This window comes from Roseibium sp., from assembly GCF_965276855.1.
GTDB lineage: Bacteria > Pseudomonadota > Alphaproteobacteria > Rhizobiales > Stappiaceae > Roseibium.
The window spans coordinates 1903793-1925716 of the sequence record NZ_OZ255700.1 but is presented as its reverse complement, the minus strand read 5'-3'; the positions used below and the strand labels follow the sequence as shown (position 1 = coordinate 1925716).

Genomic DNA, 21924 nt, shown 5'->3' with positions numbered 1-21924 from the left:
ACCTCTGAGTTGCCGCCGGCAGGGTGCCGAAGGCCTGATCAACAACAAACGCTTGCGGAATTTCCGCAAGATGTGGTCTTCAGAGGAGGCGTGGAGGCCGTTTTGGTAGAGAGGTGTCTGCAACTCGAAGTGCTTCGGGCGGAGACTGGGCAAAGTCTGTCGATGACATTGCCGTAGTCAGCCCGGCAACGCCGCCGGCAAGCGTATACCCGCCGCACAGTGCTCCGCCGCAGCACCGGTCAATGTCAGAAGGGTCATGCTGGGCATGATCGCTTGCACCAGACATCGCGCCGTGATGCGCCATGGTCTCACAGGGCATGGCAGCGCTCGACACGGTGGTTTCGGACGCTTCTGCGATTTGGTGCTGCATCGGAATGCCGGCCACAACAGCAATCGCCAACGCCAAAAACAGCGTTGCCGCAAGTCTGCTAAGCTGGTGCACTCGTCCGGTCATCTGCCGCGATATAATCGACTACCGGCGAATTGCAAGAGGTCAGAATTCTCAATCTGCTCCATGTCGCGCCGAGCCTTGTGTGCGCGGTAGTTTGCAATCTGTGAGATAAGTTTTTGAAATATATTGGGAATAAATCGGATTGCTTTGCAAGATACTCCATCTTCTGAACAAATCGGCCCTGCTCCAGTATCTGAGGGGCAGGGGGCGTTTCCCCGCCAGTGCGCTTTAGTTTACTGGAAAGTGGTTGGCAGTGACCCATCATCGGCGGGCGGTGTCTCAACGCAAATCCTGGCCTTTGCATGTGGGGCTGTGTCAAACAGAACTTGCCGGAACCGCGCAGTCTTGGATGCTCAGTCCCGGCAATTGATTTCAGTAACACTTAGATCAGCCTGCCTTAAGCGCTGATGGTTTCCAGCACGCGATCCGGCGTGAACGGCATGCGCCGCAAGCGCCGGCCCGTTGCCCGGTGGAAGGCATTGGCGATCGCCGCCGACACCATTGGCGTGCCGACTTCTCCCACGCCGACCGGCGGCGCATCAACCTCGGCCATATAGATCTCGATCGGTGGCACCTGGTAGGCCCGGGCAATCTCGTAATCCCAGTAATTGTTCTGCACGACCTCGCCGTTTTCGATGTCGATTTTTTCGCGCAGCGCCATTGAGATGCCAAAAATGATGCCGCCTTCGATCTGGTTATGCGCGTTGTCCGGAGAAACAATCAGACCCGCGTCGACCGCGGCCCAGAAGTGTTTCACGGCAATATCGCCCGTGGACTGATCCACCTCGATTTCCGCAACGCCTGCCGCCATTGAAGAGCTGTAACCGGCAAAGGACAGGCCGAGGGCCCGGCCATCCTGACTGGACCAGTTCGACATCTCGGCGACCTTCTCCAGAAGATGGCGGCCCCGCGGATTGTCAGCCACAAGATCCATCCGGAAGTCGAGTGGATCGCGGCCCGCTTGCTCTGCGAGTTCATCCATGAAGGCTTCGGCGGCAAAGCTGGTGTAGGCTGCCCCTATCCCCCGGTAAGGGGCAAGACGGGCCTGCCGCGGGGTGATGATGTGATCGGCCCGGAAATCCTTGATCCCGTAGAACTTGCTCTCCGCACCGCGCATGGAGATCACATCATTCGGCTTCACCGCGTCCCAGCGAACCGGATTGAAGAACCCGATAACCGTCGGCGTTGCCACCTTGTGATGCCAGCCATCGAGTTTACCGTCAGCCGTCAGGCCTGCCTCCAGCCTTTGGGCGGCCGCGGGTCGGAACGTGCCGTTTTTCACATCGTCCTCCCGGGTCCAGATGACTTTCACCGGTCGTCCAACCGCCTTTGAGCTGAGCACGGCATCGCGCACATAGTCCTGGGCAAGCGCTGTCCGGCGGCCAAAGCTGCCGCCCATGGTCATCATGTTGAGCCGCACCTTGTCTTGCTCGATGCCCAGGACGTCCATCACCGTCCGGGTTGTCCAGGACTGGGTTTGGGTCCCGGCCCAGACTTCAGCGCCCTGTCCGTCAGGATCGACACTTGCAACGGCCGCCATCGGCTCGATCTGTGCATGATAGGCATAGTCGGAGAGATACAGCTGGTTATAGGTCCGGTTTGCAGCTGCGATGGCCGCTGGCGCATTTCCTTTTTCAGCCCAGACAGCCTGTTCGGCCTCTGGATCTTGAGCAGCTTCGGCGTAGAGCCGGAGGGTGTCTTCGCTGTTGAAGGCACGGGCTGGCGCGTCTTCGCTCCAGGTCACCTCCAGCAGGGACCGTGCGCCAAGGGCGCTCCACAAGCTTTCTGCGACGACCGAAACGCCATCCGGCAGCGCGACGACATCGAGAACTCCCGGAACGGCACGTGCTTCCGTATCGTTGATGGTCAAGGGACGTTCGCCCTCCACCGGGGCCCGCAACACCGTGGCATACGCCATGTCCGGCAGATCCACATCAATGGCAAAGACCGCCTTGCCTGTGGACTTTGCCACCACATCACGGCGCGGCACATCGTGGCCGATGATCCGGAACTCGGATCGCTCCTTCAGCGTGACCGCATCGGCTTCCGGGACAGAGGTGCCGTCTGCACCGCGGGCGACCAGCTCGCCGTAGCCAAGACGGCTGCCATTCGGTGCCACAACGGCGCTCGGCTCGGTCCGCAACTCTGCTTTCGGAACGCCGAGCTCACGCGCGGCGATCTGCAGGAGGACGTCGCGCGCTTGGGCACCCGCGCGGCGCATCGGCTCAAAATAGGCCTGTACACCCGTGCTGCCAGCTGTGTACAGGACGTTGCCAAACAGGGGATTGCCGAACCGGCGGTCATCGGCATTCAGCTGTTCGATAACAACATCATCCCAATTGGCGTCTAGTTCCTCTGCTAGTATTTGCGGCAGGGTCGAATAGCTGCTTTGGCCCATTTCCGTCGACGGAAAAACGATTGAAATCGTGCCATCAGGCCGGATTGTCAGCCAATGATTGACATCCAGGGGCGTTACGGTGGAGGTGGCCGCACGCACCGCGGACACACCGCCCAGGCCGATGGCAAAGGATAAGCCTGCGGCCATTTGCACGAACCCGCGACGTGATATGTTCAGAGCTTCATTCGCATTGGTCATGATCAAGCCTCCTTCGCAGCCCGTTCAACCGCTTTGAAGATGCGGTTGTAGGTTCCACACCGGCACAAGTTCGCGCTCATCGTGTCGACGATTTCTTCGCGGCTGGGCTGCGGGTTTTCCGCAAGGAGGGCAGCCGCGCGCATAATCTGGCCGGATTGACAGTAACCGCATTGCGGAACCTGTTCTTCAATCCAGGCCTTCTGGACGGGATGCGACCCATCTTCAGAGAGACCCTCGATCGTTGTGACCTCAGCCCCTTCAACATCGGCAAGCGACATTTGACAAGAGAACATGGCTTCTCCGTCGACGTGGACAGTACAGGCACCGCACATCGCTGCGCCGCAGCCGTATTTAGTCCCTTTCAGATTTGCCGTATCGCGCAGGATCAGTAGCAGCATTTCTTCAGGCGGATTGGTGTACTCAACGGGACGACCGTTCAGGATAAACTTTGTCATTCCAAAATCTCCTAGACTGGCTGCGGTGTTGCGGCCTGGGGCACGACAAAATGCCGTACCACGGGACCGCTTTCGCGGGTATCGAATGTGCGCACGCTTTGCTGCAGATCGGCATCATGACGCGTTACGCGTGCGTGTTGTTCCAGGTGCTCGGCCCAACTCGGCAGATGGAAGCTTTCGATCCAAATCTCCGGGTCCTCCACGCTCTGGTGTAGATCCCATCGCGTTGCTCCATTGCGCAGGCGTTCTTTCGCAAAGATTTGAAGGGCGGCTGTAAAACCGGCGCGATCCGCCTCGGAGATCCGGTATTCAACCGTGACCATGGCAGGCTGATCCACCGAACTGCCGGGATTCAAGGCTGGAGCCTGCGGCCAGATGTTGGCGGAAGACAGGTCCAGGGATTCGGCCTGTCCGACCTCCACCTTGCGCGTCAGGATCATTCCGGTGATCAACCCTGTCGCCGCGACAAGAAGCGCGACCGGGACCGAAGTCGCAGTCGCAATCTGTCCCCACAGAATGGACCCCAGGGCCATGGACCCGAAGAACCCCATCAGAAAAACGGCGAGACCACGGGCACGGACCCAGTCAGGCAATGCCAATTGGGCAGATACGTTGAACGAGGTGAGCACGGCAATCCAGCTGAGACCACCAAGGAAAGCCGCAGCCATCAGGGCGAAGGATTCTGCCGACAATGCGAGTACCGCAAGGGCAGCCGCTGTACCGAGTGTGCCGAGCTGCACTGTCTGATTGGATGTCAGTTTACCCGTCAGACGCGGCAGCACCAGCGCGCCGGTGACAGCTCCCGCACCGATCAAGGCCATAAGCATTCCGTAGAGCTCTGATCCCGCGTCAGCCACACCCCGAGCGATGAGCGGCAACAGGGACCAATACGCCGATGCGAACACAAAGAAGGCAACCGCGCGGACCAGAGTTGCGAGCATCGGGCCATTGTACCTGACATGACGCAGACCGGTCGCCATCTCGGACAAAATGGAACCGTGATGGGTGCGTTTGGGTAAAGCTTCGGGCCGCCAGAGAACAAGGGCCGCGATGATCACCAGATGTGTGGCCGCATTTAGAGCGAAAGGTGCCGCCAGACCAACTCCAGCAATCAGGAGACCGGCCAGTGCGGGACCAATGGCCCGACTGATGTTGATACCCATGGAGTTAAGTGCGATCGCTGGCTTGAGTGTCTCGCGCGGGATGAGTTGCGGCACGACCGCCTGCCAGGCCGGTGCCATAAAGGCCGCGCCGGTGCCGATCACAAACGTGAACACAATCAACAAAACGGGCGTCATCTGCTCTTGCCACACAAGCAAGGCGAGCACGGAAATTACTCCGAAAAGCCCGAGGTTGATCGTGATCAGCATACGCCGTTTGTCCAGCCGGTCTGCCAAGGCACCTGCCAGCAAAGCAAACAGAAAAAACGGCAGCGTCGTCGCCGCTTGCACAAGTGTGACAACCGCAGGACTGGAATTCAGCGTCGTCATCAACCAGCCTGCTCCGACATCGTGCATCCAGGTGCCGATGTTCGAGATCAAGGTGGCGACCCAGAGCAACGCAAAAGCACGATATCCAAATGGTGACCATGCGGATACGGCCGGTTTGGCATCAGTGAGTGTTGACATGGCAAGCGGCCTGTTCCTGTTAAACGCGTGAGAACTTCGGTTTTCTAGATGCTCGCAATCGGGTCACTGCGTTGCCGATCCGCTTTTGATCACCTCGGACAAAACACGGACCCGCATACCCGGGCGCAGGACCCCCGCACTGTTTTCCAGAGTGGCCCAGACGCGAATTGTCCCAGTATCAGGCTCCACCCAGACGGCTGTTGCGGTGGGAGTAAGCCCGCGGGCTAGAAGTTCCCCATCCGTTGTCATGACTTGCAAACGGACACTTTGAAGAAATTCGTCCGCGGTAGACGCCCCGGTTTCCTTCATTTGGCGCAAGCGGATTTCGTATGGAACTTCGTAGACAATCCGCACCGGGTCCAAATTCACGATTTGAAAGATCGGGGGGTCTCCGGAGCTGAACTCCAACAACGCGCCCACCCGAACTCTTGGATCTTCAACGAAGCCGGCTATTGGCGCTCGGATCACGGTATCGTCGAGCGCCGTCCGAGCAAGTGAAAGCTCCGCGCTTTCGGCGCGTTGAGCCGCCTCGGCCAACACGAGATCCGTCTTCGCTTCCGTAAGTGCAACATCTGATGCAGTTCCGGATGTCGTAAGGCGTTGTATTCTCGCCAACCTACCGTGGGCCTGCTCAGACAGCGCATTCGCCCGCGCAAGCCTGGCTTCTGACACAGCAACCTTCAGCCTCGGCACATCTTGCTGCAGTCGGGCAAGTACCGTTCCTGTATCCACAAAATCCCCTTGCGATACCAGTACTTCGGCAACGATCCCTTCGACGCGGCTGTAGACGTCCGCTTGATGAACAGCCTCGACTTGACCATCGAACTCGAGCGTTTCAGCATCCGCAGACACCATAAAGCCAATGGTGCAGAGCGCTGCCAGTAGCAGAGCGCGACCCTTGCCCTTTCTATGCATCCGAAAAACAGCCATGATTTTTCGCTCTCCCACACCGAAAGCCTATTCCGCAGCGACAAGCGACGACCCGCTTAACCGGCCTTTGGACGCCCCTGGCGCACCGAAGACGGGGACGGGTGACCAGTCGGGCAGTTCGGGAAGCGGCGCCGGAGCGTGTTCTGCAAACGGGCCTTTGGCGTGGACGATCTTCCCGCCCGAGAAGGTCAGATCAGCTTCGATTTCAATGATCTCGTCCTCCGGGATCGCGAAATAGTCACGATCCAGAACAGCAATATCGGCAAACTGACCAGCCTTGATCTGGCCTTTCTTGCCCTGCTCACGGCTGAACCATGCACCGGCCGCAGTCCAGTGCTGAAGCGCATCCTGCCGCGACAAGCGGTTTTGGGCTTGCCAGATAACATCGCCGCCACGGCCCTTTCCGGACACGGCCCAGTGGATCGCGAGCCACGGATTATAAGACGACACCCGCGTTGCGTCCGTGCCGGCAGCAAGCGGCGCACCGGAGGCCATCATCTTCTTGACCGGCATGACATCATTCAGTGCAGTTTCACCATAGCGGTCGCGATAAGCCGTCGCCTGGAACGCGATGCGGTTCTGATAGGAAATCCCGCCACCCAGACGCGCCACCCACTCCATGGTGCTTTCGGAAATGGTCTCACCGTGATCGAAGATCCAGTTGAGCTCCTCAAGACCTTTGTCGCGACCAACCTCTTCCAAAACTGTCAGCAGGCGATGTGCACTCTCTTCGTAAGTGCAGTGGAAGCGGATTGGCCACCCGTTATCCAGAAGGAATTCCAGTACCGGCTGCAGATCCCCCTCCATGCGTTTCGGCAATTCGGGGCGGGGGTAGGAAAAGTCCTCGAAATCGTAGGCCGATGCCACGAGCATTTCGCCCGCACCGACACATTTCAGGTAATCGTCCCCCTGGTCGGGTTTGACGATGTCGTTCCAGCGCTTGAAATCGTCCAGCTCAAACAAAGGCCGCTGCGCAAACAGCTGATATCCAATGCGCACGGTCTGCTCGCCGCGTTTGTTCAGCTCTGAAATAACCCCGTAGTCATCCGGGTAGTTCAAAAAGCCGCCGGCACAGTCGAGTGCCGAGGTCAGGCCAAGCCCGTTCAGGGCCCGGAAATAGTGCTTGGTCGACGTGATCTGCTGTTCAAAATCGAGCTTTGGCGCCATGTCGAGCAGAGCGTAAAGCGGCTGCGCGTTCGGACGCGCCATCGCAAGCCCCGTGGGGTTGCCCTGACCGTCCCGCTCCAAACGGCCGGAGACGAAGGGTTCATAAAAATGCTTGTCGATGCCAAGGGCACGCAGCGCGGCCTTGTTCAGCCAGGCCCGGTCATAAAGATGCAGAACATAGACAGGCACTTCCGGCGCGACCGCATTGATTTCGTCGATGGTCGGAAGGCGCTTTTCAGCGAATTGATCGGCCGACCAACCACCGACCACCCGGATCCATTGGCCCGCAGGTGTACGTTGCGCCTGGGCTTTGAGCATCGCCAGACCATCGGCCAGAGACGGCACGTGGTCCCAGCGCAACTCCATCGCAAAGTTGTTGCCCTGACGGATGATGTGGGTGTGGCTGTCGATCAGGCCGGGGATGACACGCTGGCCATTCAGGTCGATCACCTCGGTTCCGGCGCTCTTCAGCCGCAGGATATCGGCATCGCTGCCAACCTCCAGGATCAATCCATCCTTGAGAGCGATGGCAGTTGCCTCCGGTTGTTCCGTATCCATCGTCGTGATCTTGCCGTTAAAGAGGATCGTATCGGCCATCACCGCACCTTTCGAAAGTCATCATGAGAGGAGACCGTCCCGGCATCCGCCGGGACGGAAAAGACTTGCTGGGTTACTCGGCTGCGATTTGCGTCGCCGCCGGAAAAGGGGATTGCGTCTCGCCGGTATGGGAGGAGCGAGACGGCGCCTTGTGAACCATGGTGTAGGCGTAATCGACGCCCATGCCGTAGGCGCCAGAGTGCTGCTGGACGGTTGCGATGACGGCGTCATAGGTGTCACGACGGGCCCAGTCGCGTTGCCATTCCAGAAGCACTTGCTGCCATGTCACCGGGATAACGCCAGCCTGCACCATGCGGTCCATGGCATATTTGTGGGCATCTTCACTGGTGCCGCCGGACGCGTCAGCAACCATGTAGATTTCGTAGTCCGTGTCAGCCATGCAGCTCAGCGAGAAGGTGAGATTGCAGACCTCGGTCCAAAGACCGGAGACGACGATCTTCTTTCTGCCTTTGGCGGCGTTTTCTGCCAGAGCGTCCCGCACTTTCTGGTCGTCCCAGGAATTCATCGATGTCCGCTCCAGCAGGGGCGCATCTGGAAACACATCGAGCAACTCGGGATACGTGTGACCGGAGAAGGAATCCGTTTCGACGGTGGTGATGATGGTCGGCACATTGAAAATCTTTGCCGACTTTGCGAGAGCGACAGTGTTGTTTTTCAAAACCTGTCGGTCAATCGATTGCACACCAAATGCCATCTGTGGCTGATGGTCGATGAAGATCAACTGGCTGTTTTCCGGGGTTAGAACCTGAAGCTTAGACATGGAAACACTCCGTTAGTTGGTCAGGTTTGGCTTTGGCGTTTGTCGCCGCGGGAGGTGTCGCGATCCGCGACGGAAAAGCTTTTCGTGTGCAGGCACTTGGAAAGCACATCGTTGTGGCCGCGTACCCACTGGACGGCGGCCTCGCCTGCCAGCATGCCCAGAAGGCCAAGCAGGGCGATGATGGGTGGGGCGGGCGAGCGCACGGCAATCAGGCCATAGATCACGCCGATGCCAACACCGGCGGCAAGTGACAGGACATAGGGTTGCCAGGTCATTCGCATTGTTCTCCTGAAGCGGGCAGCTGAAAGCTGGAAACCCTGTTTTTCACGTAATTGTACGTACTCACCTGGGGCATAAGTGGAGCTCTATCTTTTCTGGACAAAGCAGAAGATTTAGGCTTACAGTTTAGTTTTACTAACCCATGAAAGCCGCCACCATGCCGCTGAGCCGTTTGCCTTCCCTGTCCAGTCTGCGCGCCTTTGAGGCTGCGGCCCGCCGGGGATCTTTCAAGGCCGCGGCCGCCGAGCTTCATGTGACGGCCGGAGCAGTTAGTCAGCAAATCAAGGGACTTGAGGCCGATCTTGGTGTGATCCTGTTCACCCGCAAGATCAGGGCGGTTCATCTCACGCCCCACGGTCAAGCGCTGCAACCCGTCTTGAGCGATGCTTTCCTGGCGATACGCCAAGCGGTCGATGCAATCCGTCCCGGCAAGACGCCCCCGCGCCTGCGCATCAATTCCAGCGGGCCGATCATCGGCAAATGGCTGTTGCCCAGACTGCATCGATTCACCGAGCTCAGACCCGACATTTTCGTGAATATCGAGACTGAAGGCGGTATGAACGCGATGACCGAGGACGGGCCGGACATCGTCATCCGCTATGCCCATGCGGCGCCTAGCGATCTTTACAGTATCAAGCTGCACACCGAACTTCTGATCCCGGTTGCCAGCCCGCAACTTCTTGCAGCGCGCGGCATTCGCAACCCGGACGATCTTCACAAAGCGCCCATTTTGCATGTTGCCAATCCGATGCGGATGCGCCAGCGACCGGCCTGGGCACGCTGGTCCGACGTTGCAGGCCTTGCCGACCAATCGACCCGGCAAGACTCGGTGATGTTCGAACCTCTTGCGGCCGACCAGGTGGTCGACGCCGCGGCCTCTGGTGTCGGTATCGCGCTGGCCCAATCCCTGCTTGCCCATGGCGCGCTGTCGGATGGACGGCTGACCTGTCCCTTCGGACCGGTTATCCCCTCGGGACTGTCGTATTATCTGTGCTGCCGGCCTGGCCGGGAAACCGTCCCCGACATCGCCGCCTTTTTCGATTGGGCAATGCACGAAGCCGCCGTTTTGACAACTCTGAACGCCCTGCATTCTGGATCTTGACCGCATCAGTCTGCAAAGCCTCGCACCAGTGCAGCCAATTCGCTGTCACGCAGCTCATGTCCGCCGTCATGAACATCAGTCTCGACATTGGCACCTGCGCGTTGCAGATCTTCGATCAGACGCACGCTTTGTGCCCAAGGCGTGATGGGGTCGTTCCGGCCTGCGGTCAGCACAATCTCGCGCCCAGATAAATCCAGGTCTTGCGGCAAATCCCAAGTGACCAGCGGGTGCAGAAGGCCGACACGGTCAAACAAGTCCGGTTGCTTCAGAAAGACAGCCGCCAGAATGTTGGCACCGTTGGAGTATCCGAACCCATAGGCTGGACTGTCCGGATAAAGGGCGCGGTGAGCCGATACGAAATCCGCCATCTTCGCTGTCGCGCGAGACAGGTCCTCCATGTCGTAAACGCCCTCGGCCGTGCGTTTGAAAAAACGTGCTGCGCCTCGTTCAGAGACGTCACCGCGTGGCGAGACAACGCCGGCTCCCGGGGCCAGCTGGCCAGCAAGCTGAAACAGCTGCCGCTCGTCACCACCTGTGCCGTGGAAGGCAAAAATCAGCGGACAGCCCGGCTCGGGTGCCTTGGTCAAGGTTTCATAGAGATTGGTCGACATTCTTCGTCTCCGGTCACTGATCAAGTGGCGGCAACTGCGCCTCGATCTGCGCACGATGAGGTTCGTATCGTGTGGGCAATTTCAGTGCTTCACCGAGGTGAGCGGTGTCCTCGTCCCGGTCAAAACCAGGTTCATTTGTGGCCACTTCAAACAGGACGCCTCCCGGGGTGCGGAAGTAAATTGCCCAGAAGTAATCGCGATCGATCACCGGTGTGACCTGATAACCGGTGTCCATCAGCGCCTTGCGAACAGCCAGCTGTGCATCTCGGTCTTCCACGGCAAACGCAATGTGATGAACAGAGCCTGCCCCCTGACGGGCTGGGGCGGCTTGTGGGGTTTCCTCCAGATCGATGGTCCGGGCAGCATTGCCGTTCTCGATCCGGTACCGCGTAACAGCGCCTTCGGTTTCATCTTTCTGGTAGCCCATGAAGCTCAGCAGCTCGCCAGTGGCCGCTGCATCACGCAGACGGAACCGCGCGCCGTGAAAGCCAAGAATGCCGACATCCTGTGCAACGCCTTCAGCAGTCCAGGGGACGCGCCCCTCAACCTCCGTTTCAACCAGCGCGAAGCTATCCCCGTCCGGCCCTGAAAACGTCAGCCGGTCTTCATTGAGAAAGCGTTCTTTCCGCAAGTCGGAAACGCCATGAGACGCCAGTCGATCCGCCCAGAACCCAAGTGACCCGCGGGGCACCGCAAATTCTGTCACACCGACTTCGCCATTACCGCGGGTGCCGGTCGGCATCTGGCCAAACGGGAAGTAGGTCATCACAGAGCCCGGCGTGCCGGTCTCATCGCCGTAATACAAATGGTAGACGTCGGGGGCGTCGAAGTTCACGGTCTTCTTGACGCGGCGCAGTCCCAAGGCCTTTGTGAAGAAATCATTGTTCTTCTGGGCGTCCGCAGCCATCGACGTGATGTGGTGGAGCCCCTTGATGAGCTTGTCCATGCCAGTCTCGCATTTCTGTTTTCTATGTCAGGATCAAAAATAGGAGGCGGGCAACTTGATGAGAATGATAATGGATTTGCATTTACTATTGCAGTTATGACAATAAAAACGCATGCAGGATCTCAAACCAATTCGTGTCTTTCTGGAAGTTGCAAGGCTTCAAAGCTTTGCAGCCGCCTCCAAAACACTTGGCATGACGCCCGCCTCGGTCACCCGGGTCATCGCGCGGCTGGAGCAGGATCTGGGTCACCAGCTTTTGGTGCGCACCACGCGCAAGGTGGCGCTGACATCTGTCGGCGCGACCGTTGCCGCCCGCTATCAGCCGGTGGTGGAGTCGTTTGATCGTATTCAGCGTGATCTGGAGCGGGAGATGCAGCCGCATCGGGGCCGTTTGTCGATAAATGCGCCGATGTCTTTCGGATTGCGCCTGCTCCCCGGCCTCTTGGACAGCTTTAAGCTGGCCTATCCGAACATCGATCTCACTGTGATGCTGACAGATACGCTGGTTGATGTTGTTGCCGAGGAGTGCGATCTGGCAATCCGCTTGTCGGAACCGCCCCGGGACAAATCAACCATATGGCGGAAGATATGCGAGGTGCCGAGATGTGCCGTCGCGTCCCCTGATTTCTTGGAACGCGTCGGGAGGCCCGAGGCCCCAGAAGATTTGACACCCGACATGTGCCTATCCTACGGCGCTGGACAGGAGCTGGAGAGCTGGCGATTTCAGAAGGGCGGCCTGAAACGGACAACCCTCACAGGAGCAGGCATGCACTCCAACAACGGAGACTTTCTCTGTGCCATGGCCCGCTCAGGCGCTGGAATAGCGGTTTTGCCGGAGTTTATCGTTGCGGACGGCCTGCCCAGCGGAGAGGTCGAGAGGGTATTGCCAGACTGGTCCTTGCCGTCGCTTTGGCTGTCTCTCTATTACCCGCCCTATGAAGCCTTGCCACCACTGGTCGCAACCTTCACAGACTTCTTCGAAGCCTTCCTGGATGATCGTGACGGGTTTGATTTCAGTAGTGTTTAACCGCTGGCGCAGATGGCTGTGCTCGTGCTTTGGGCCCGAACTAGCAATTACCCACCCCATACAACAGCATCTTCATGTCTCTTGATGAGATGACGAAGGTCTTTAAAACCACCTGCGATATGCTGCGCATACTTGTCGACCGCCGGAAGGTAGGGCGCATCGGCCGGACGCAAGATACCAAGTGCGCGATCGGGATGCGGGATCTTGAAGGGCAGCGCGGTCAAGCTGCGGTCTTTCCTGTACGCAAAGACAACGCTGTGCGGCAGAACGGTCAAGGCGTTTGTGCGTGTCATATAGTTGATCACGCTCGCAAGAGATCCGCCGGAGTACCGGATCTTGATTTCCGTAGCCCCGAGTGACAGCAGTATCGAATGCAAGTCCGCATAAAGCGGGCTGCCTTCCGGTGGAGCCACCCAGGGATACTCGAGCAGCTCGCGAGCGGTCGGTTTGCGCTTGTTCAAAAGCGGATGCAACACACTGCAGGCAACCACATTGCGCCCTGGCAGGATTTCTTCAAAAACCAGACCCGACCCTTCGCCCAGTATGTCGATCGGACAAATGGCAAGATCTATGCGGTCGGCGTGGATCGCTTCCCGCAGGTCTCGCACATACCCGTAGCTTTGGTCGACCCGGATTTCTGGAAAGGAGTTCTGAAACTCGGCGGTCATGCTTGAAATCAGTGCGTCCATGAAAAAGGGCGTCCCGCCCACACGAACGCTGCCGGCCTTGCCCTCGCGAAAAAACTGAACGGTTTCGGAGGCCTTGCGTGAGGCCGCCAGCATTGCATTGCCCTGATCCGCAAGAGCGCGGGCCAAAGGTGTTGGCTGTAGAGGACGCTGGCCTTTGAAGAAGAGCGGTTCGCCAAGGCGTTTTTCCAGCGTTGAAAGGGTTCTGGAAACCGCAGGCTGGGTCATCCCGAGGAGCTCTGCTCCCTCGGTGACGCTGCCGGTTTGAACCACCGCAGCCAACTGAATGAGATGCCGCTCATCTAACTTCATAGCAATTTGTTATAAAGAGGCGCTCACAAATCATCAACCATTCCGGATCGCCCGATAAGCTTCTCTCAAGGTCACCAAACGACCGGTGGGAGGAACCATGGCTGGCATGTCTGACATTGCCTTTTTCCAGGCCGATGCATCGGACCGTCTGTTCGCAGAGCGGATCAGCGGTGCCGCAGATGAGCGGCTCGCAGTTGTGCTGTGCAAGGTCGCCGAACATGTCCATGCCGTAATTCGCGAAACACGCCCATCCTTGAGCGACTGGCGCGCGGCCATAAAGTTCCTGACCGAAGTGGGGCATCTGTGCGATGAGCGCCGTCAGGAATGGGTCCTTGTGTCGGATTTGCTCGGAACGTCCACCCTCGTGGACGCGCTGAACTCGGATCGGCCTGAACAAGCCACGCCAAACACCATGCGTGGGCCGTTCTATCGGTCAGATGTTCCGCTGATGCAGCATGGCGACGACATCAGCTTGGACGGAATTGGCAGTGCCGTTGCCGTAACGATCAGCATTCTAGATCTCGACGGAGCCCCGATCCCGGGCGCGCGCCTGGAAACCTGGCAAGCCAATGCTCAAGGGTTTTATGAAAACCAGCAGCCGGACTTGCAACCTGAACACAATCTGCGCGGTCACTTCCTGTCCGGCGACGATGGCAAGGTATCTTATCTCACGATCCGGCCGTCCGGCTACGATGTGCCAAAGGACGGTCCGCTCGGCGATCTTCTTGAAAGGTTGGGAGCGCCGCTTTGCCGGCCCGCGCACATTTACTTTCAAGTGTCCGCGGATGGCTACGAAACGCTGACCACGCAAATTTTCGACAGGGACGACTCCAATCTCGGTACCGATCCCCTCTTCAGCGTCAAACCTGGCCTGATCGGCTGCTTTCGACCCGATGCCACAGGCAAGGCGGCACTGCGTCTCGATGTTGAATTCCGTCTCAATCCTTTGCCGCAGGAGCTGTGCTCATGACCGGGGCCTTCACCTATCGGGGCAGCGCCGCCCACATCGTCTTTGGCGCAGGAAAACGAGGCGAAACAGGCGCCTGGATCGATCAACTCGGCTGCTCGAACGCTCTGGTTTTGTCGACCCCCAACCAGGAGGCCGATGCCACACGTTTGTCCGAGCAACTCGGAAACTTAAGCGCCGGTGTCTTTGCGAAGGCCACCATGCACACCCCAATCGACGTGACCAATGAAGCTATGGAGGCGGTCAAATCGGTCGGTGCCGACTGCGTGGTGTCGCTTGGCGGCGGATCCACGACCGGCCTTGGCAAGGCGATCGCTTATAGGACTGACCTTCCGCAAGTGGTGATCCCGACAACCTACGCCGGATCGGAGGTTACACCGATCCTGGGGCAGACCGAAGGCGGGCGGAAAACGACCGTCCGGGGGGACAGCATCCTGCCGGAAGTGGTGATCTATGACCCTGAGCTGACGATGGGCCTTCCGCTCGGCATGAGCCTGACAAGCGGCCTGAATGCCATGGCCCACGCGGCTGAAGCTCTTTATGCGCAAGACCGCAATCCGGTCTCCAGCCTGATGGCAGCCGAGGGGCTGGCCGCCTTTAAGCGATCCTTGCCCGCACTCGTTGCAGACAGTTCGGATGCAGAGGCCCGCGCGGATGCGCTTTATGGCGCTTGGTTGTGCGGCACCGTGCTCGGCACTGTCGGCATGGCACTGCACCACAAGATTTGCCACACCCTCGGCGGCAGCTTTGACACGCCGCATGCCGAGACCCATGCGATCATGTTGCCGCACACCGTTGGTTTCAATGCCAGCGCGATGCCTACCGAACTTCAACCGATCGCCGATCTCTTCGGCGCAACACCGGGCGCAGGTCTCTTTGACTTCTCAAAGGAAATCGGAGCCCCACAGGCGCTCAAGGATCTTGGATTAACCGAGGCCGATCTGGACCGCGCATCGGAAATCGCGACAGAGAACCCGTACTGGAACCCGCGCCCCATCGACCGGGTATCCATTCGCCAACTGCTTCAGGACGCCTGGGAGGGATCCCGTCCGGCGCTTTAACCCTGTTGTTCTGGGAGGAGATTTCATGACCGACCGATACGGATCTTTACGGCCTTCCGAAGCTGATCGGAGGATCTTCGTTAGGGCGCATGATCCTGCCGCGCACAAAAGCTGCTTTGAATAAAGGATGACCTTATGGAAGCGCACGAGCTTGGTTATTTCACCGAAGAAAACTCCGCCGAAGTTGTCACCGGCCGGAACAAGAACGCCTCGGATCAACGGCTCAAGGAAATCATGGAAGTCCTGACCCGCAAACTCCATGAAGCGGTCAAGGAAATAGAACCAACCCAGGAAGAGTGGTTCCAGGCGATTCAGTTCCTGACCAAGACGGGCCACAAATGTGACGACTGGCGCCAGGAATTCATCCTGCTGTCCGACGTACTCGGTGTCTCCATGCTGGTCGATGCGGTCAATTCCCGCCGGCCAAGTGGGGCCTCTGAAAACACGGTCCTTGGCCCGTTCCACCTCGGCGACGCGCCTGAATACGAGATGGGCCACAACATCTGCCTCGATGAAAAAGGCGAGGACATGCTCGTCTGGGGCAAGGTCACGGACGTCGAGGGCAATCCGCTTGAAGGCGTCAAGATCGATGTCTGGCAGGCCAACGACGAAGGGTTTTACGACGTACAGCAAAAAGGCATTCAGCCGGACTTCAATCTGCGCGGCGTCTTCCGCACGGGGCCGGACGGAAAATACTGGTTCAAGGCCGTCAAGCCGAAACACTACTCGATCCCTGCGGACGGACCGGTCGGAGATCTCCTGAATCGTCTCGGACGTCACCCGTTCCGGCCGGCGCATCTGCATTACATTGTCTCGAAGGACGGCTACGACGAGCTGACGACGCATATCTTCGATCCGGATGATCCGTACATCGATTCTGACAGCGTGTTCGGCGTCAAGAAAAGCCTCATCGCAGATTTCAAGGAAACTAACGATCCGGACAAGATCGCGGCCGCCGGTTTCGATGGCTCAACTTACTGGGATGTCGAATTCGATTTCGTACTGGCTCCGAAGAAAGCAAAATCATGAGCAAACCCTGCATCATTTGTGTTGCGATAACTGGCTCCCTGCCGCGTAAGGAGCACAATCCGGCGGTTCCTGTGACCGTGTCTGAACAGGTAGAGAGCACCCAGGAAGCTTTTGAGGCCGGCGCCACGATCTGTCACGCTCATGTGCGCAACGACGACCAGACCCCAAGCTCCGATCCTGAGAAGTTTGCGCGCCTTAAGGAAGGACTGGAAAAGCATTGCCCCGGTATGATCATCCAGTTCTCGACCGGCGGACGATCGGGAGCGGGCAAGACGCGTGGCGGCATGCTGCCGCTGAAACCGGATATGGCGTCCTTGTCGGTCGGATCGAATAATTTCCCAACGAGGGTTTATGAGAACCCGCCGGATCTGGTGGACTGGCTCGCCGGCGAGATGCGGACCTATGGTGTCAAACCGGAAATCGAGGCCTTCGATCTCAGCCATATCGTGCAAGCTGCGACCATGAACCGGGACGGCCGCATTCCAGGCAACATCTACATCCAGTTCGTTATGGGCGTAAAAAACGCCATGCCGGCAGACAAGGATGTCTTCGATTTCTACGTCAAGACCGTCGAACGCCTCATGCCGGAAGCAGAGTGGTGTGCTGCTGGTATTGGAGCAAGTCAGCTAACGCTCAACGAGTGGTCGATTGCCGCCGGAGGGCATGCCCGGACAGGTCTTGAGGACAACATCCGGCTCGACAAGGACAACCTTGCCCCATCGAACGCAGCGCTTGTGAAACGCACGGCCGAGATCTGCGCTGCCAATCAGCGGCCCGTGGCAACGCCCGTTCAGGCCCGGGACATTCTCGGCCTTCCGCAACACGCTTGAACCTTTAGACTGGAGACCCTTGATGTCTGATGCAGATCTCGCCGCCGATGCCGCCGCCCGTGAGGCAGCCAAGGCGTTGCAGCTTGAAAATCTCAGAGCCGACGAAACAACATTGCGCTTGCTCTTCACCGAAGCCCGGACCCACTACGGCTGGCAGGACCGGGAGGTTCCGGACGAGGTCCTGAAAGATCTTTATGAGATTGCCAAGATGGGCCCGACATCGATGAACCAGCAGCCCATGCGCGTTGTGTTCATCCGTTCAGACGACGCCAAGGACCGTCTGGAACCGGCCTTGATGGAAGCCAACCGCCCTAAGATGCGATCGGCTCCGGTAACCGCAATCATCGCTTATGACCTCAATTTCTGGGAAGAGCTTCCCAAGGTGTTTCCGCCAAATCCGGCCGCTCAGGACATCTTCAAGAACAATGCCACAGCCGCACAGGTCAATGCCTTCAGAAACGGGACGCTTCAGGGCGCCTATTTCATGTTGGCTGCCCGAGCCGTCGGTCTCGATGTGGGTGCCATGTCCGGCTTCGACAACGCGAAGGTGGATGAAGAGTTCTTCCACGGAACGTCACTCAAGTCGAACTTTCTAGTGAACCTGGGCTACGCCGATACGGATCGTATTTTCAGGCGGTTGCCACGGTTCGACTACACCGACGTCTGCCAGACGCTTTAGGAGGAGGAAGCCATGTCCGGCCCAACAGTCACAAAAGACGACATCCTGAAAGCATCCGCTGGGATGCTTCAAAAACAGCTCTATGTGGTCTTCACCACACCGACCAATGGACTTGGACCGGTTATGGAGAACATTGAAGAGCACCTAAAGTTTCAGGTCGATCTGGAGCAGCGCGGCATCATGCTTGGCGCTGGCCCATTCTGGGCCGATGACGAACACACCTGGAATGGCGAAGGCATGGTGATCATCCGGGCGGACAGCCTGGAGCATGCTCGCCAGATTGCAGAAACGGATCCGATGCATTCCTCAGGCGCCCGCAGTTTCACGGTGCGGCCATGGTTACTGAATGAGGGACGCATCACGGTGGAGGTGAATTTCTCGACCGGACGGCACGCGGTGAGCTGAGAACCGCAATTTTGGGAGGAAGTACCATGAAACGCATGCTTGCAGCGATTGCTGCCGTCGCCTTCAGCGCCGCGGCACAAGCTGAAACCTACAACCTCACCATGGCATCCAGTCACCCGACTGTTCTGCCCTGGGTCGGGCAACTGTCTACACTGGTTGTCGGTGAATCCAACAAACGTCTCGAAGCCATGGGATCCGAGGACCGCATTGAATGGACGGAAGCCTATGGCGGTTCGCTTTATGGCTTCAAGGATACGCTGGAGGCCGTGGGAGATGGTTTGACCGATGCCGGATGGGTTGGCACGCTCTGGGAAGGCTCAAAGATGCCGCTCCAGAACATGACCTATTTCACGCCGTTCGTTTCTGATGATCTCGTTGCAACGCTCAAGATCATGAACGAACTGCACCGCGAAGTTCCGGCGCTGCAGAAAGCCTGGGACGACCAGAACGTGGTCTTCTTGGGTGCAAGCGGCGTGGAGACCTACCACCTCCTGACCAACTTCCCGGTTAATTCGCTCAAAGATCTGGAAGGCCGCAAGATCCTGGCACCTGGACCGTCAGCGAACTGGATCAAGCATCTCGGTGCCGTGCCCGTGAACGGAGCGCTGCCGACTTACTACAACCAGATCCAGACCGGTGTGGCAGACGGAATGGTGGTCATCCTGACCGGCGCGTTCCCGAACAAACACTATGAAGTTGCGCCATATGTCACCCTTGTCGGGATCGGAGCGCAGATGACCGGCGGTCTTGGCATCAACAAGGATGTTTGGGACGGATTATCCGACGACGTCAAAAAAGTCCTGACCGAACTCGGTGAGGAGTACACAGTCGCCCACGCCGAAGAAGTCATGGCACGCTATGACACCTTCCTGAGCAAGCTGCCGGAAGTTGGCGCAACTGTCACCACGCTGCCGGCGGAAGACACTGCAGCATGGGCCGACGGCCTGCCAAACCTCGCCAAGGACTGGTCAGACGCCAATGCAGGCAAAGGCGCTCAGGAAGCACTGGAGGCCTATATGGCGAAAGTGCGCGATGCCGGCCTTGAGCCGCGCATTGACTGGACACAACGGTAAGCGGGGGGCCTCGCCGTGGCGATGACACTCAGACAATTCCGCCACGGCGCAGACCGGACGGTGACCGGGGTTTCCTCGCTCACCGGCGCTGTCAGTGCGGCTGCTTCGGTCTGGATTTTCTGCCTGATGCTCCTGATCTGTTCAGACATCATCGGACGGACTTTCTTCAACTCACCTGTCCAGGGTGTGGCCGAAATTGTAGCCAATTCGATCGTTGCGATCGTTTTTCTTCAAGCAGCACACACCGTTATGAGCGGGCGTATGACCCGCACCGATATCCTGATTGGTGCGATCGAGGAAAACCGGCCCTTTGCAGCCGCAGTCATGCGGGTTTTCTTCCATCTTGCGGGGATCTTCGTCTTTGCGCTGATTGCCTGGGGCACTTGGCCGAAGCTGGTCGATGCCTGGGTCGAGAATGAATTCTTTGGCGCTCAAGGGGTTTTCACCGCTCCCGTTTGGCCAATCAAAGCCTGTCTTTTCGGCGGCTCCGTTCTGACCTGTCTTGCCTTCGCCACCCAGGTTCTAAAAGACATCAAGGAAATTCTGAACTCCACCCGTGTTGAACCGCTGACAATCCGGCACTCGGTCACGGTCGAGCCGCGCGGTATTCCATTCCTGATCGCCTTCGGATTGGTCCTTGTTCTTGGTTACGCTTTGTTTTTTGCAGATCTCGGGCGCATTGAGATTGGCTTTGCAGCCATCGGTTTCATGTTGCTGCTTATCTTTTCGGGCGCCCACATCGCCGTGGTTTTGATCCTGCTCAGTTTCTTGGGAATCTGGCTGATCCGGGACAATCCGAATGTTGCCATGCGCTCGCTGGCGCTCGCTGCTGACGGGGCCATCAATCGCTACTTGTTCGGTGTCGTGCCGCTGTTTGTTCTGATGGGGTTGATTGTCGACACCGCAGACATCGGCCGGGACGCCTACCGCGTGGCCGCATGGATGCTGCAGAAGATCAAGGGTGGGCTTGGTATGGCAACGGTGGCCGCCAATGCGGTCTTTGCCTCCATAACCGGGATTTCGATCGCCTCGGCAGCGGTTTTTTCCCGTGTCGCCGTCCCGCAAATGGTGGCCAACGGCTACAACAACCGCTTCGCCCTTGGGGTCGTCGCCGGGTCTTCGGTTCTCGGCATGCTGATCCCTCCGAGCCTTCTTTTGATCATCTATGGCGTTTTGGCTGAGCAATCCGTCGGTGCCCTCTTCCTGGCGGCCATCGTTCCGGGCGCTTTGCTGGCATTTGTGTTCGGGGTCGGGATTTACCTGATGGCCCGCTTCCGGCCCAAGATGGTCATGCAAAGTGACCGCCCGGCCGTCATCGAGGGGGAGACCTGGGGCACGGCTGTCGTCAAGCTGATCCCGATCACGGCGCTGGTCGTCATCGTGCTTGGGGGGATCTATTCCGGTGTCTTTACACCTACCGAGGCAGGTGCCGCAGGAGCGGCAGCTGCCATTGTCGTGGCCTTGCTGAAGGGCAGCCTGACCTGGGCGCGGTTCTGGCGGGTTCTGGTGGACACAGGATTGGTCTCCGTCTCGATTCTGCTCCTGATTATCGCAGCGTCCATGTATTCCCGGATGCTGACCCTTTCGACGATCCCGCAGGAAATCACCATGATGTTCTCCGACGCCGGACTCGGCCTCATGGGTTTCATGATGATCTATCTGCTGCTCGTGATCGTGATGGGCATGATCCTTGATTCCACCTCGATCATGCTGATCCTTCTGCCGCTGTCGCTGCCGATCGTCACCGGCCTTGGCGGGGATCTGATCTGGTTCGGCATAGTGACGGTCATTGCCGTGGAAATCGGTTTGTTGACGCCGCCCTTCGGGCTCACCGTCTACGTGGTGAAAGCCACAATATCAGACCGGAACACGACCCTTGGCGACATCTTCATCGGCACGTTTCCGTTTGTCGTCATGATGACGTTTGTCACCTTGCTGCTGACCTTCATCCCGGCGCTCAGCTTGGTCTTTGAATAGGATCCACCATGCAGTTCGTGGTCTATGCAATCGACAAACCCGATGCTTTCCGGCTTCGTCTGGAGGTTCTGGAAGCGCATCGGCATTTTCTGGGAACAGAACCGGCCAACTACGGTGTAAAGGTTCTGCTCTCTGGTCCCCTGACCGAGGACGATGGGTCCACCATGCGCGGTTCCTTCTTCCTGCTTGAAGCTGAAAACCGCGAAAAGATCAAAGATATGTTTGCCAATGACCCGCTGCAGGCTGCCGGCGTCTGGGCGGAGCAGCACATCTCCGCCGTTACGGTTCGACAAAACAATATGCCAACAGACCAGTAGAACACACGGGAGAAAAGG

Annotated in this window: 22 protein-coding genes; 11 read left to right on the top strand and 11 right to left on the bottom strand. The window is 58.4% G+C overall.

The window, feature by feature from the left end; translation table 11 throughout:
- Window positions 1-79: 79 nt before the first annotated feature.
- From ACQY4Z_RS08775 to ACQY4Z_RS08740, 8 genes are all read right to left on the bottom strand, one after another.
- Complete coding sequence (locus ACQY4Z_RS08775; protein WP_428528478.1) at window positions 80-442, bottom strand: hypothetical protein; 363 nt, start codon at window positions 440-442, stop codon at window positions 80-82.
- Between the two features lie 406 nt (window positions 443-848).
- The gene (locus ACQY4Z_RS08770; RefSeq protein WP_428528476.1) at window positions 849-3047 is read right to left on the bottom strand and encodes a molybdopterin cofactor-binding domain-containing protein; all 2199 of its coding nucleotides are present in this window, start codon (window positions 3045-3047) and stop codon (window positions 849-851) included.
- A 2-nt stretch (window positions 3048-3049) separates the two neighbouring features.
- Complete coding sequence (locus tag ACQY4Z_RS08765; protein ID WP_428528474.1) at window positions 3050-3502, bottom strand: (2Fe-2S)-binding protein; 453 nt, start codon at window positions 3500-3502, stop codon at window positions 3050-3052.
- Window positions 3503-3513: 11 nt separating this feature from the next.
- On the bottom strand, window positions 3514-5130 hold the full coding sequence (locus tag ACQY4Z_RS08760; protein ID WP_428528472.1) for an MFS transporter: 1617 nt from the start codon (window positions 5128-5130) through the stop codon (window positions 3514-3516).
- 63 nt (window positions 5131-5193) lie between these two features.
- Window positions 5194-6060, bottom strand: a complete 867-nt coding sequence (locus ACQY4Z_RS08755) for an efflux RND transporter periplasmic adaptor subunit (RefSeq protein WP_428528470.1) — start codon at window positions 6058-6060, stop codon at window positions 5194-5196.
- Between the two features lie 27 nt (window positions 6061-6087).
- Window positions 6088-7824 (bottom strand): amidohydrolase, encoded by a 1737-nt coding sequence (locus tag ACQY4Z_RS08750; protein ID WP_428528468.1) that lies wholly within the window; start codon window positions 7822-7824, stop codon window positions 6088-6090.
- A gap of 73 nt (window positions 7825-7897) precedes the next feature.
- On the bottom strand, window positions 7898-8605 hold the full coding sequence (locus tag ACQY4Z_RS08745; protein ID WP_428528466.1) for a hydrolase: 708 nt from the start codon (window positions 8603-8605) through the stop codon (window positions 7898-7900).
- A 20-nt stretch (window positions 8606-8625) separates the two neighbouring features.
- Entirely contained in the window at window positions 8626-8880 is a 255-nt protein-coding gene (locus ACQY4Z_RS08740; RefSeq protein ID WP_428528464.1) for a DUF1427 family protein, read from the bottom strand.
- Between the two features lie 161 nt (window positions 8881-9041).
- Between ACQY4Z_RS08740 and ACQY4Z_RS08735 the strand changes: the two genes are divergently transcribed.
- On the top strand, window positions 9042-9986 hold the full coding sequence (locus tag ACQY4Z_RS08735; RefSeq protein ID WP_428528462.1) for a LysR substrate-binding domain-containing protein: 945 nt from the start codon (window positions 9042-9044) through the stop codon (window positions 9984-9986).
- A gap of 5 nt (window positions 9987-9991) precedes the next feature.
- Here ACQY4Z_RS08735 and ACQY4Z_RS08730 read toward each other — a convergent pair whose 3' ends face one another.
- Both ACQY4Z_RS08730 and ACQY4Z_RS08725 read right to left on the bottom strand, forming a co-directional pair.
- Entirely contained in the window at window positions 9992-10597 is a 606-nt protein-coding gene (locus ACQY4Z_RS08730) for an alpha/beta hydrolase (RefSeq protein ID WP_428528460.1), read from the bottom strand.
- A gap of 13 nt (window positions 10598-10610) precedes the next feature.
- Window positions 10611-11543: a ring-cleaving dioxygenase gene (locus tag ACQY4Z_RS08725; RefSeq protein ID WP_428528458.1), complete on the bottom strand. Its 933-nt coding sequence runs from the start codon at window positions 11541-11543 to the stop codon at window positions 10611-10613.
- 112 nt (window positions 11544-11655) lie between these two features.
- On the opposite strand from ACQY4Z_RS08725, the gene ACQY4Z_RS08720 reads away from it, so the two are divergent.
- Window positions 11656-12570: a LysR substrate-binding domain-containing protein gene (locus tag ACQY4Z_RS08720; RefSeq protein ID WP_428528456.1), complete on the top strand. Its 915-nt coding sequence runs from the start codon at window positions 11656-11658 to the stop codon at window positions 12568-12570.
- Between the two features lie 47 nt (window positions 12571-12617).
- Here the strand turns inward: ACQY4Z_RS08720 and ACQY4Z_RS08715 are convergent, their stop codons facing one another.
- A complete protein-coding gene (locus ACQY4Z_RS08715) occupies window positions 12618-13568 on the bottom strand; it encodes a LysR family transcriptional regulator (protein WP_428528454.1) in 951 nt (316 codons plus the stop codon).
- Window positions 13569-13665: 97 nt separating this feature from the next.
- Here ACQY4Z_RS08715 and ACQY4Z_RS08710 point away from each other — a divergent pair, with 97 nt between their 5' ends.
- The 9 genes from ACQY4Z_RS08710 to ACQY4Z_RS08670 all read left to right on the top strand — a co-directional run bounded on the left by ACQY4Z_RS08710 (window position 13666) and on the right by ACQY4Z_RS08670 (window position 21906).
- The gene (locus tag ACQY4Z_RS08710; protein WP_428528452.1) at window positions 13666-14538 is read left to right on the top strand and encodes a dioxygenase; all 873 of its coding nucleotides are present in this window, start codon (window positions 13666-13668) and stop codon (window positions 14536-14538) included.
- Complete coding sequence (locus ACQY4Z_RS08705; RefSeq protein WP_428528450.1) at window positions 14535-15596, top strand: maleylacetate reductase; 1062 nt, start codon at window positions 14535-14537, stop codon at window positions 15594-15596. The genes ACQY4Z_RS08710 and ACQY4Z_RS08705 overlap by 4 nt, the downstream gene beginning before the upstream one ends.
- Window positions 15597-15731: 135 nt before the next feature.
- Window positions 15732-16625: an intradiol ring-cleavage dioxygenase gene (locus ACQY4Z_RS08700; RefSeq protein ID WP_428528448.1), complete on the top strand. Its 894-nt coding sequence runs from the start codon at window positions 15732-15734 to the stop codon at window positions 16623-16625.
- Window positions 16622-17455 (top strand): 3-keto-5-aminohexanoate cleavage protein, encoded by an 834-nt coding sequence (locus ACQY4Z_RS08695; protein WP_428528446.1) that lies wholly within the window; start codon window positions 16622-16624, stop codon window positions 17453-17455. Before ACQY4Z_RS08700 ends, ACQY4Z_RS08695 begins: the two co-directional genes overlap by 4 nt.
- Window positions 17456-17474: 19 nt before the next feature.
- Window positions 17475-18134 (top strand): malonic semialdehyde reductase, encoded by a 660-nt coding sequence (locus tag ACQY4Z_RS08690; RefSeq protein ID WP_428528444.1) that lies wholly within the window; start codon window positions 17475-17477, stop codon window positions 18132-18134.
- Between the two features lie 12 nt (window positions 18135-18146).
- The gene (locus tag ACQY4Z_RS08685) at window positions 18147-18539 is read left to right on the top strand and encodes a YciI family protein (protein ID WP_428528442.1); all 393 of its coding nucleotides are present in this window, start codon (window positions 18147-18149) and stop codon (window positions 18537-18539) included.
- Between the two features lie 26 nt (window positions 18540-18565).
- Window positions 18566-19612: a C4-dicarboxylate TRAP transporter substrate-binding protein gene (locus tag ACQY4Z_RS08680; RefSeq protein ID WP_428528440.1), complete on the top strand. Its 1047-nt coding sequence runs from the start codon at window positions 18566-18568 to the stop codon at window positions 19610-19612.
- Between the two features lie 21 nt (window positions 19613-19633).
- Window positions 19634-21589 carry a TRAP transporter large permease subunit gene (locus tag ACQY4Z_RS08675; RefSeq protein WP_428528438.1) on the top strand — a complete coding sequence of 652 codons (1956 nt, stop codon included), beginning with the start codon at window positions 19634-19636 and terminating at the stop codon, window positions 21587-21589.
- 8 nt (window positions 21590-21597) lie between these two features.
- Complete coding sequence (locus ACQY4Z_RS08670; RefSeq protein WP_428528436.1) at window positions 21598-21906, top strand: YciI family protein; 309 nt, start codon at window positions 21598-21600, stop codon at window positions 21904-21906.
- Window positions 21907-21924 lie beyond the last annotated feature (18 nt).

What these genes read in the sequence shown, in the direction of transcription:
- ACQY4Z_RS08770 (WP_428528476.1), bottom strand. Translation starts at nt 3,047, where the DNA reads ATGACCAATGCGAATGAAGCTCTGAACATATCACGTCGCGGGTTCGTG.
- ACQY4Z_RS08765 (WP_428528474.1), bottom strand. Translation starts at nt 3,502, where the DNA reads ATGACAAAGTTTATCCTGAACGGTCGTCCCGTTGAGTACACCAATCCG.
- ACQY4Z_RS08760 (WP_428528472.1), bottom strand. Translation starts at nt 5,130, where the DNA reads ATGTCAACACTCACTGATGCCAAACCGGCCGTATCCGCATGGTCACCA.
- ACQY4Z_RS08755 (WP_428528470.1), bottom strand. Translation starts at nt 6,060, where the DNA reads ATGGCTGTTTTTCGGATGCATAGAAAGGGCAAGGGTCGCGCTCTGCTA.
- ACQY4Z_RS08750 (WP_428528468.1), bottom strand. Translation starts at nt 7,824, where the DNA reads ATGGCCGATACGATCCTCTTTAACGGCAAGATCACGACGATGGATACG.
- ACQY4Z_RS08745 (WP_428528466.1), bottom strand. Translation starts at nt 8,605, where the DNA reads ATGTCTAAGCTTCAGGTTCTAACCCCGGAAAACAGCCAGTTGATCTTC.
- ACQY4Z_RS08740 (WP_428528464.1), bottom strand. Translation starts at nt 8,880, where the DNA reads ATGACCTGGCAACCCTATGTCCTGTCACTTGCCGCCGGTGTTGGCATC.
- ACQY4Z_RS08735 (WP_428528462.1), top strand. Translation starts at nt 9,042, where the DNA reads ATGCCGCTGAGCCGTTTGCCTTCCCTGTCCAGTCTGCGCGCCTTTGAG.
- ACQY4Z_RS08730 (WP_428528460.1), bottom strand. Translation starts at nt 10,597, where the DNA reads ATGTCGACCAATCTCTATGAAACCTTGACCAAGGCACCCGAGCCGGGC.
- ACQY4Z_RS08725 (WP_428528458.1), bottom strand. Translation starts at nt 11,543, where the DNA reads ATGGACAAGCTCATCAAGGGGCTCCACCACATCACGTCGATGGCTGCG.
- ACQY4Z_RS08720 (WP_428528456.1), top strand. Translation starts at nt 11,656, where the DNA reads ATGCAGGATCTCAAACCAATTCGTGTCTTTCTGGAAGTTGCAAGGCTT.
- ACQY4Z_RS08715 (WP_428528454.1), bottom strand. Translation starts at nt 13,568, where the DNA reads ATGAAGTTAGATGAGCGGCATCTCATTCAGTTGGCTGCGGTGGTTCAA.
- ACQY4Z_RS08710 (WP_428528452.1), top strand. Translation starts at nt 13,666, where the DNA reads ATGGCTGGCATGTCTGACATTGCCTTTTTCCAGGCCGATGCATCGGAC.
- ACQY4Z_RS08705 (WP_428528450.1), top strand. Translation starts at nt 14,535, where the DNA reads ATGACCGGGGCCTTCACCTATCGGGGCAGCGCCGCCCACATCGTCTTT.
- ACQY4Z_RS08700 (WP_428528448.1), top strand. Translation starts at nt 15,732, where the DNA reads ATGGAAGCGCACGAGCTTGGTTATTTCACCGAAGAAAACTCCGCCGAA.
- ACQY4Z_RS08695 (WP_428528446.1), top strand. Translation starts at nt 16,622, where the DNA reads ATGAGCAAACCCTGCATCATTTGTGTTGCGATAACTGGCTCCCTGCCG.
- ACQY4Z_RS08685 (WP_428528442.1), top strand. Translation starts at nt 18,147, where the DNA reads ATGTCCGGCCCAACAGTCACAAAAGACGACATCCTGAAAGCATCCGCT.
- ACQY4Z_RS08680 (WP_428528440.1), top strand. Translation starts at nt 18,566, where the DNA reads ATGAAACGCATGCTTGCAGCGATTGCTGCCGTCGCCTTCAGCGCCGCG.
- ACQY4Z_RS08675 (WP_428528438.1), top strand. Translation starts at nt 19,634, where the DNA reads ATGACACTCAGACAATTCCGCCACGGCGCAGACCGGACGGTGACCGGG.
- ACQY4Z_RS08670 (WP_428528436.1), top strand. Translation starts at nt 21,598, where the DNA reads ATGCAGTTCGTGGTCTATGCAATCGACAAACCCGATGCTTTCCGGCTT.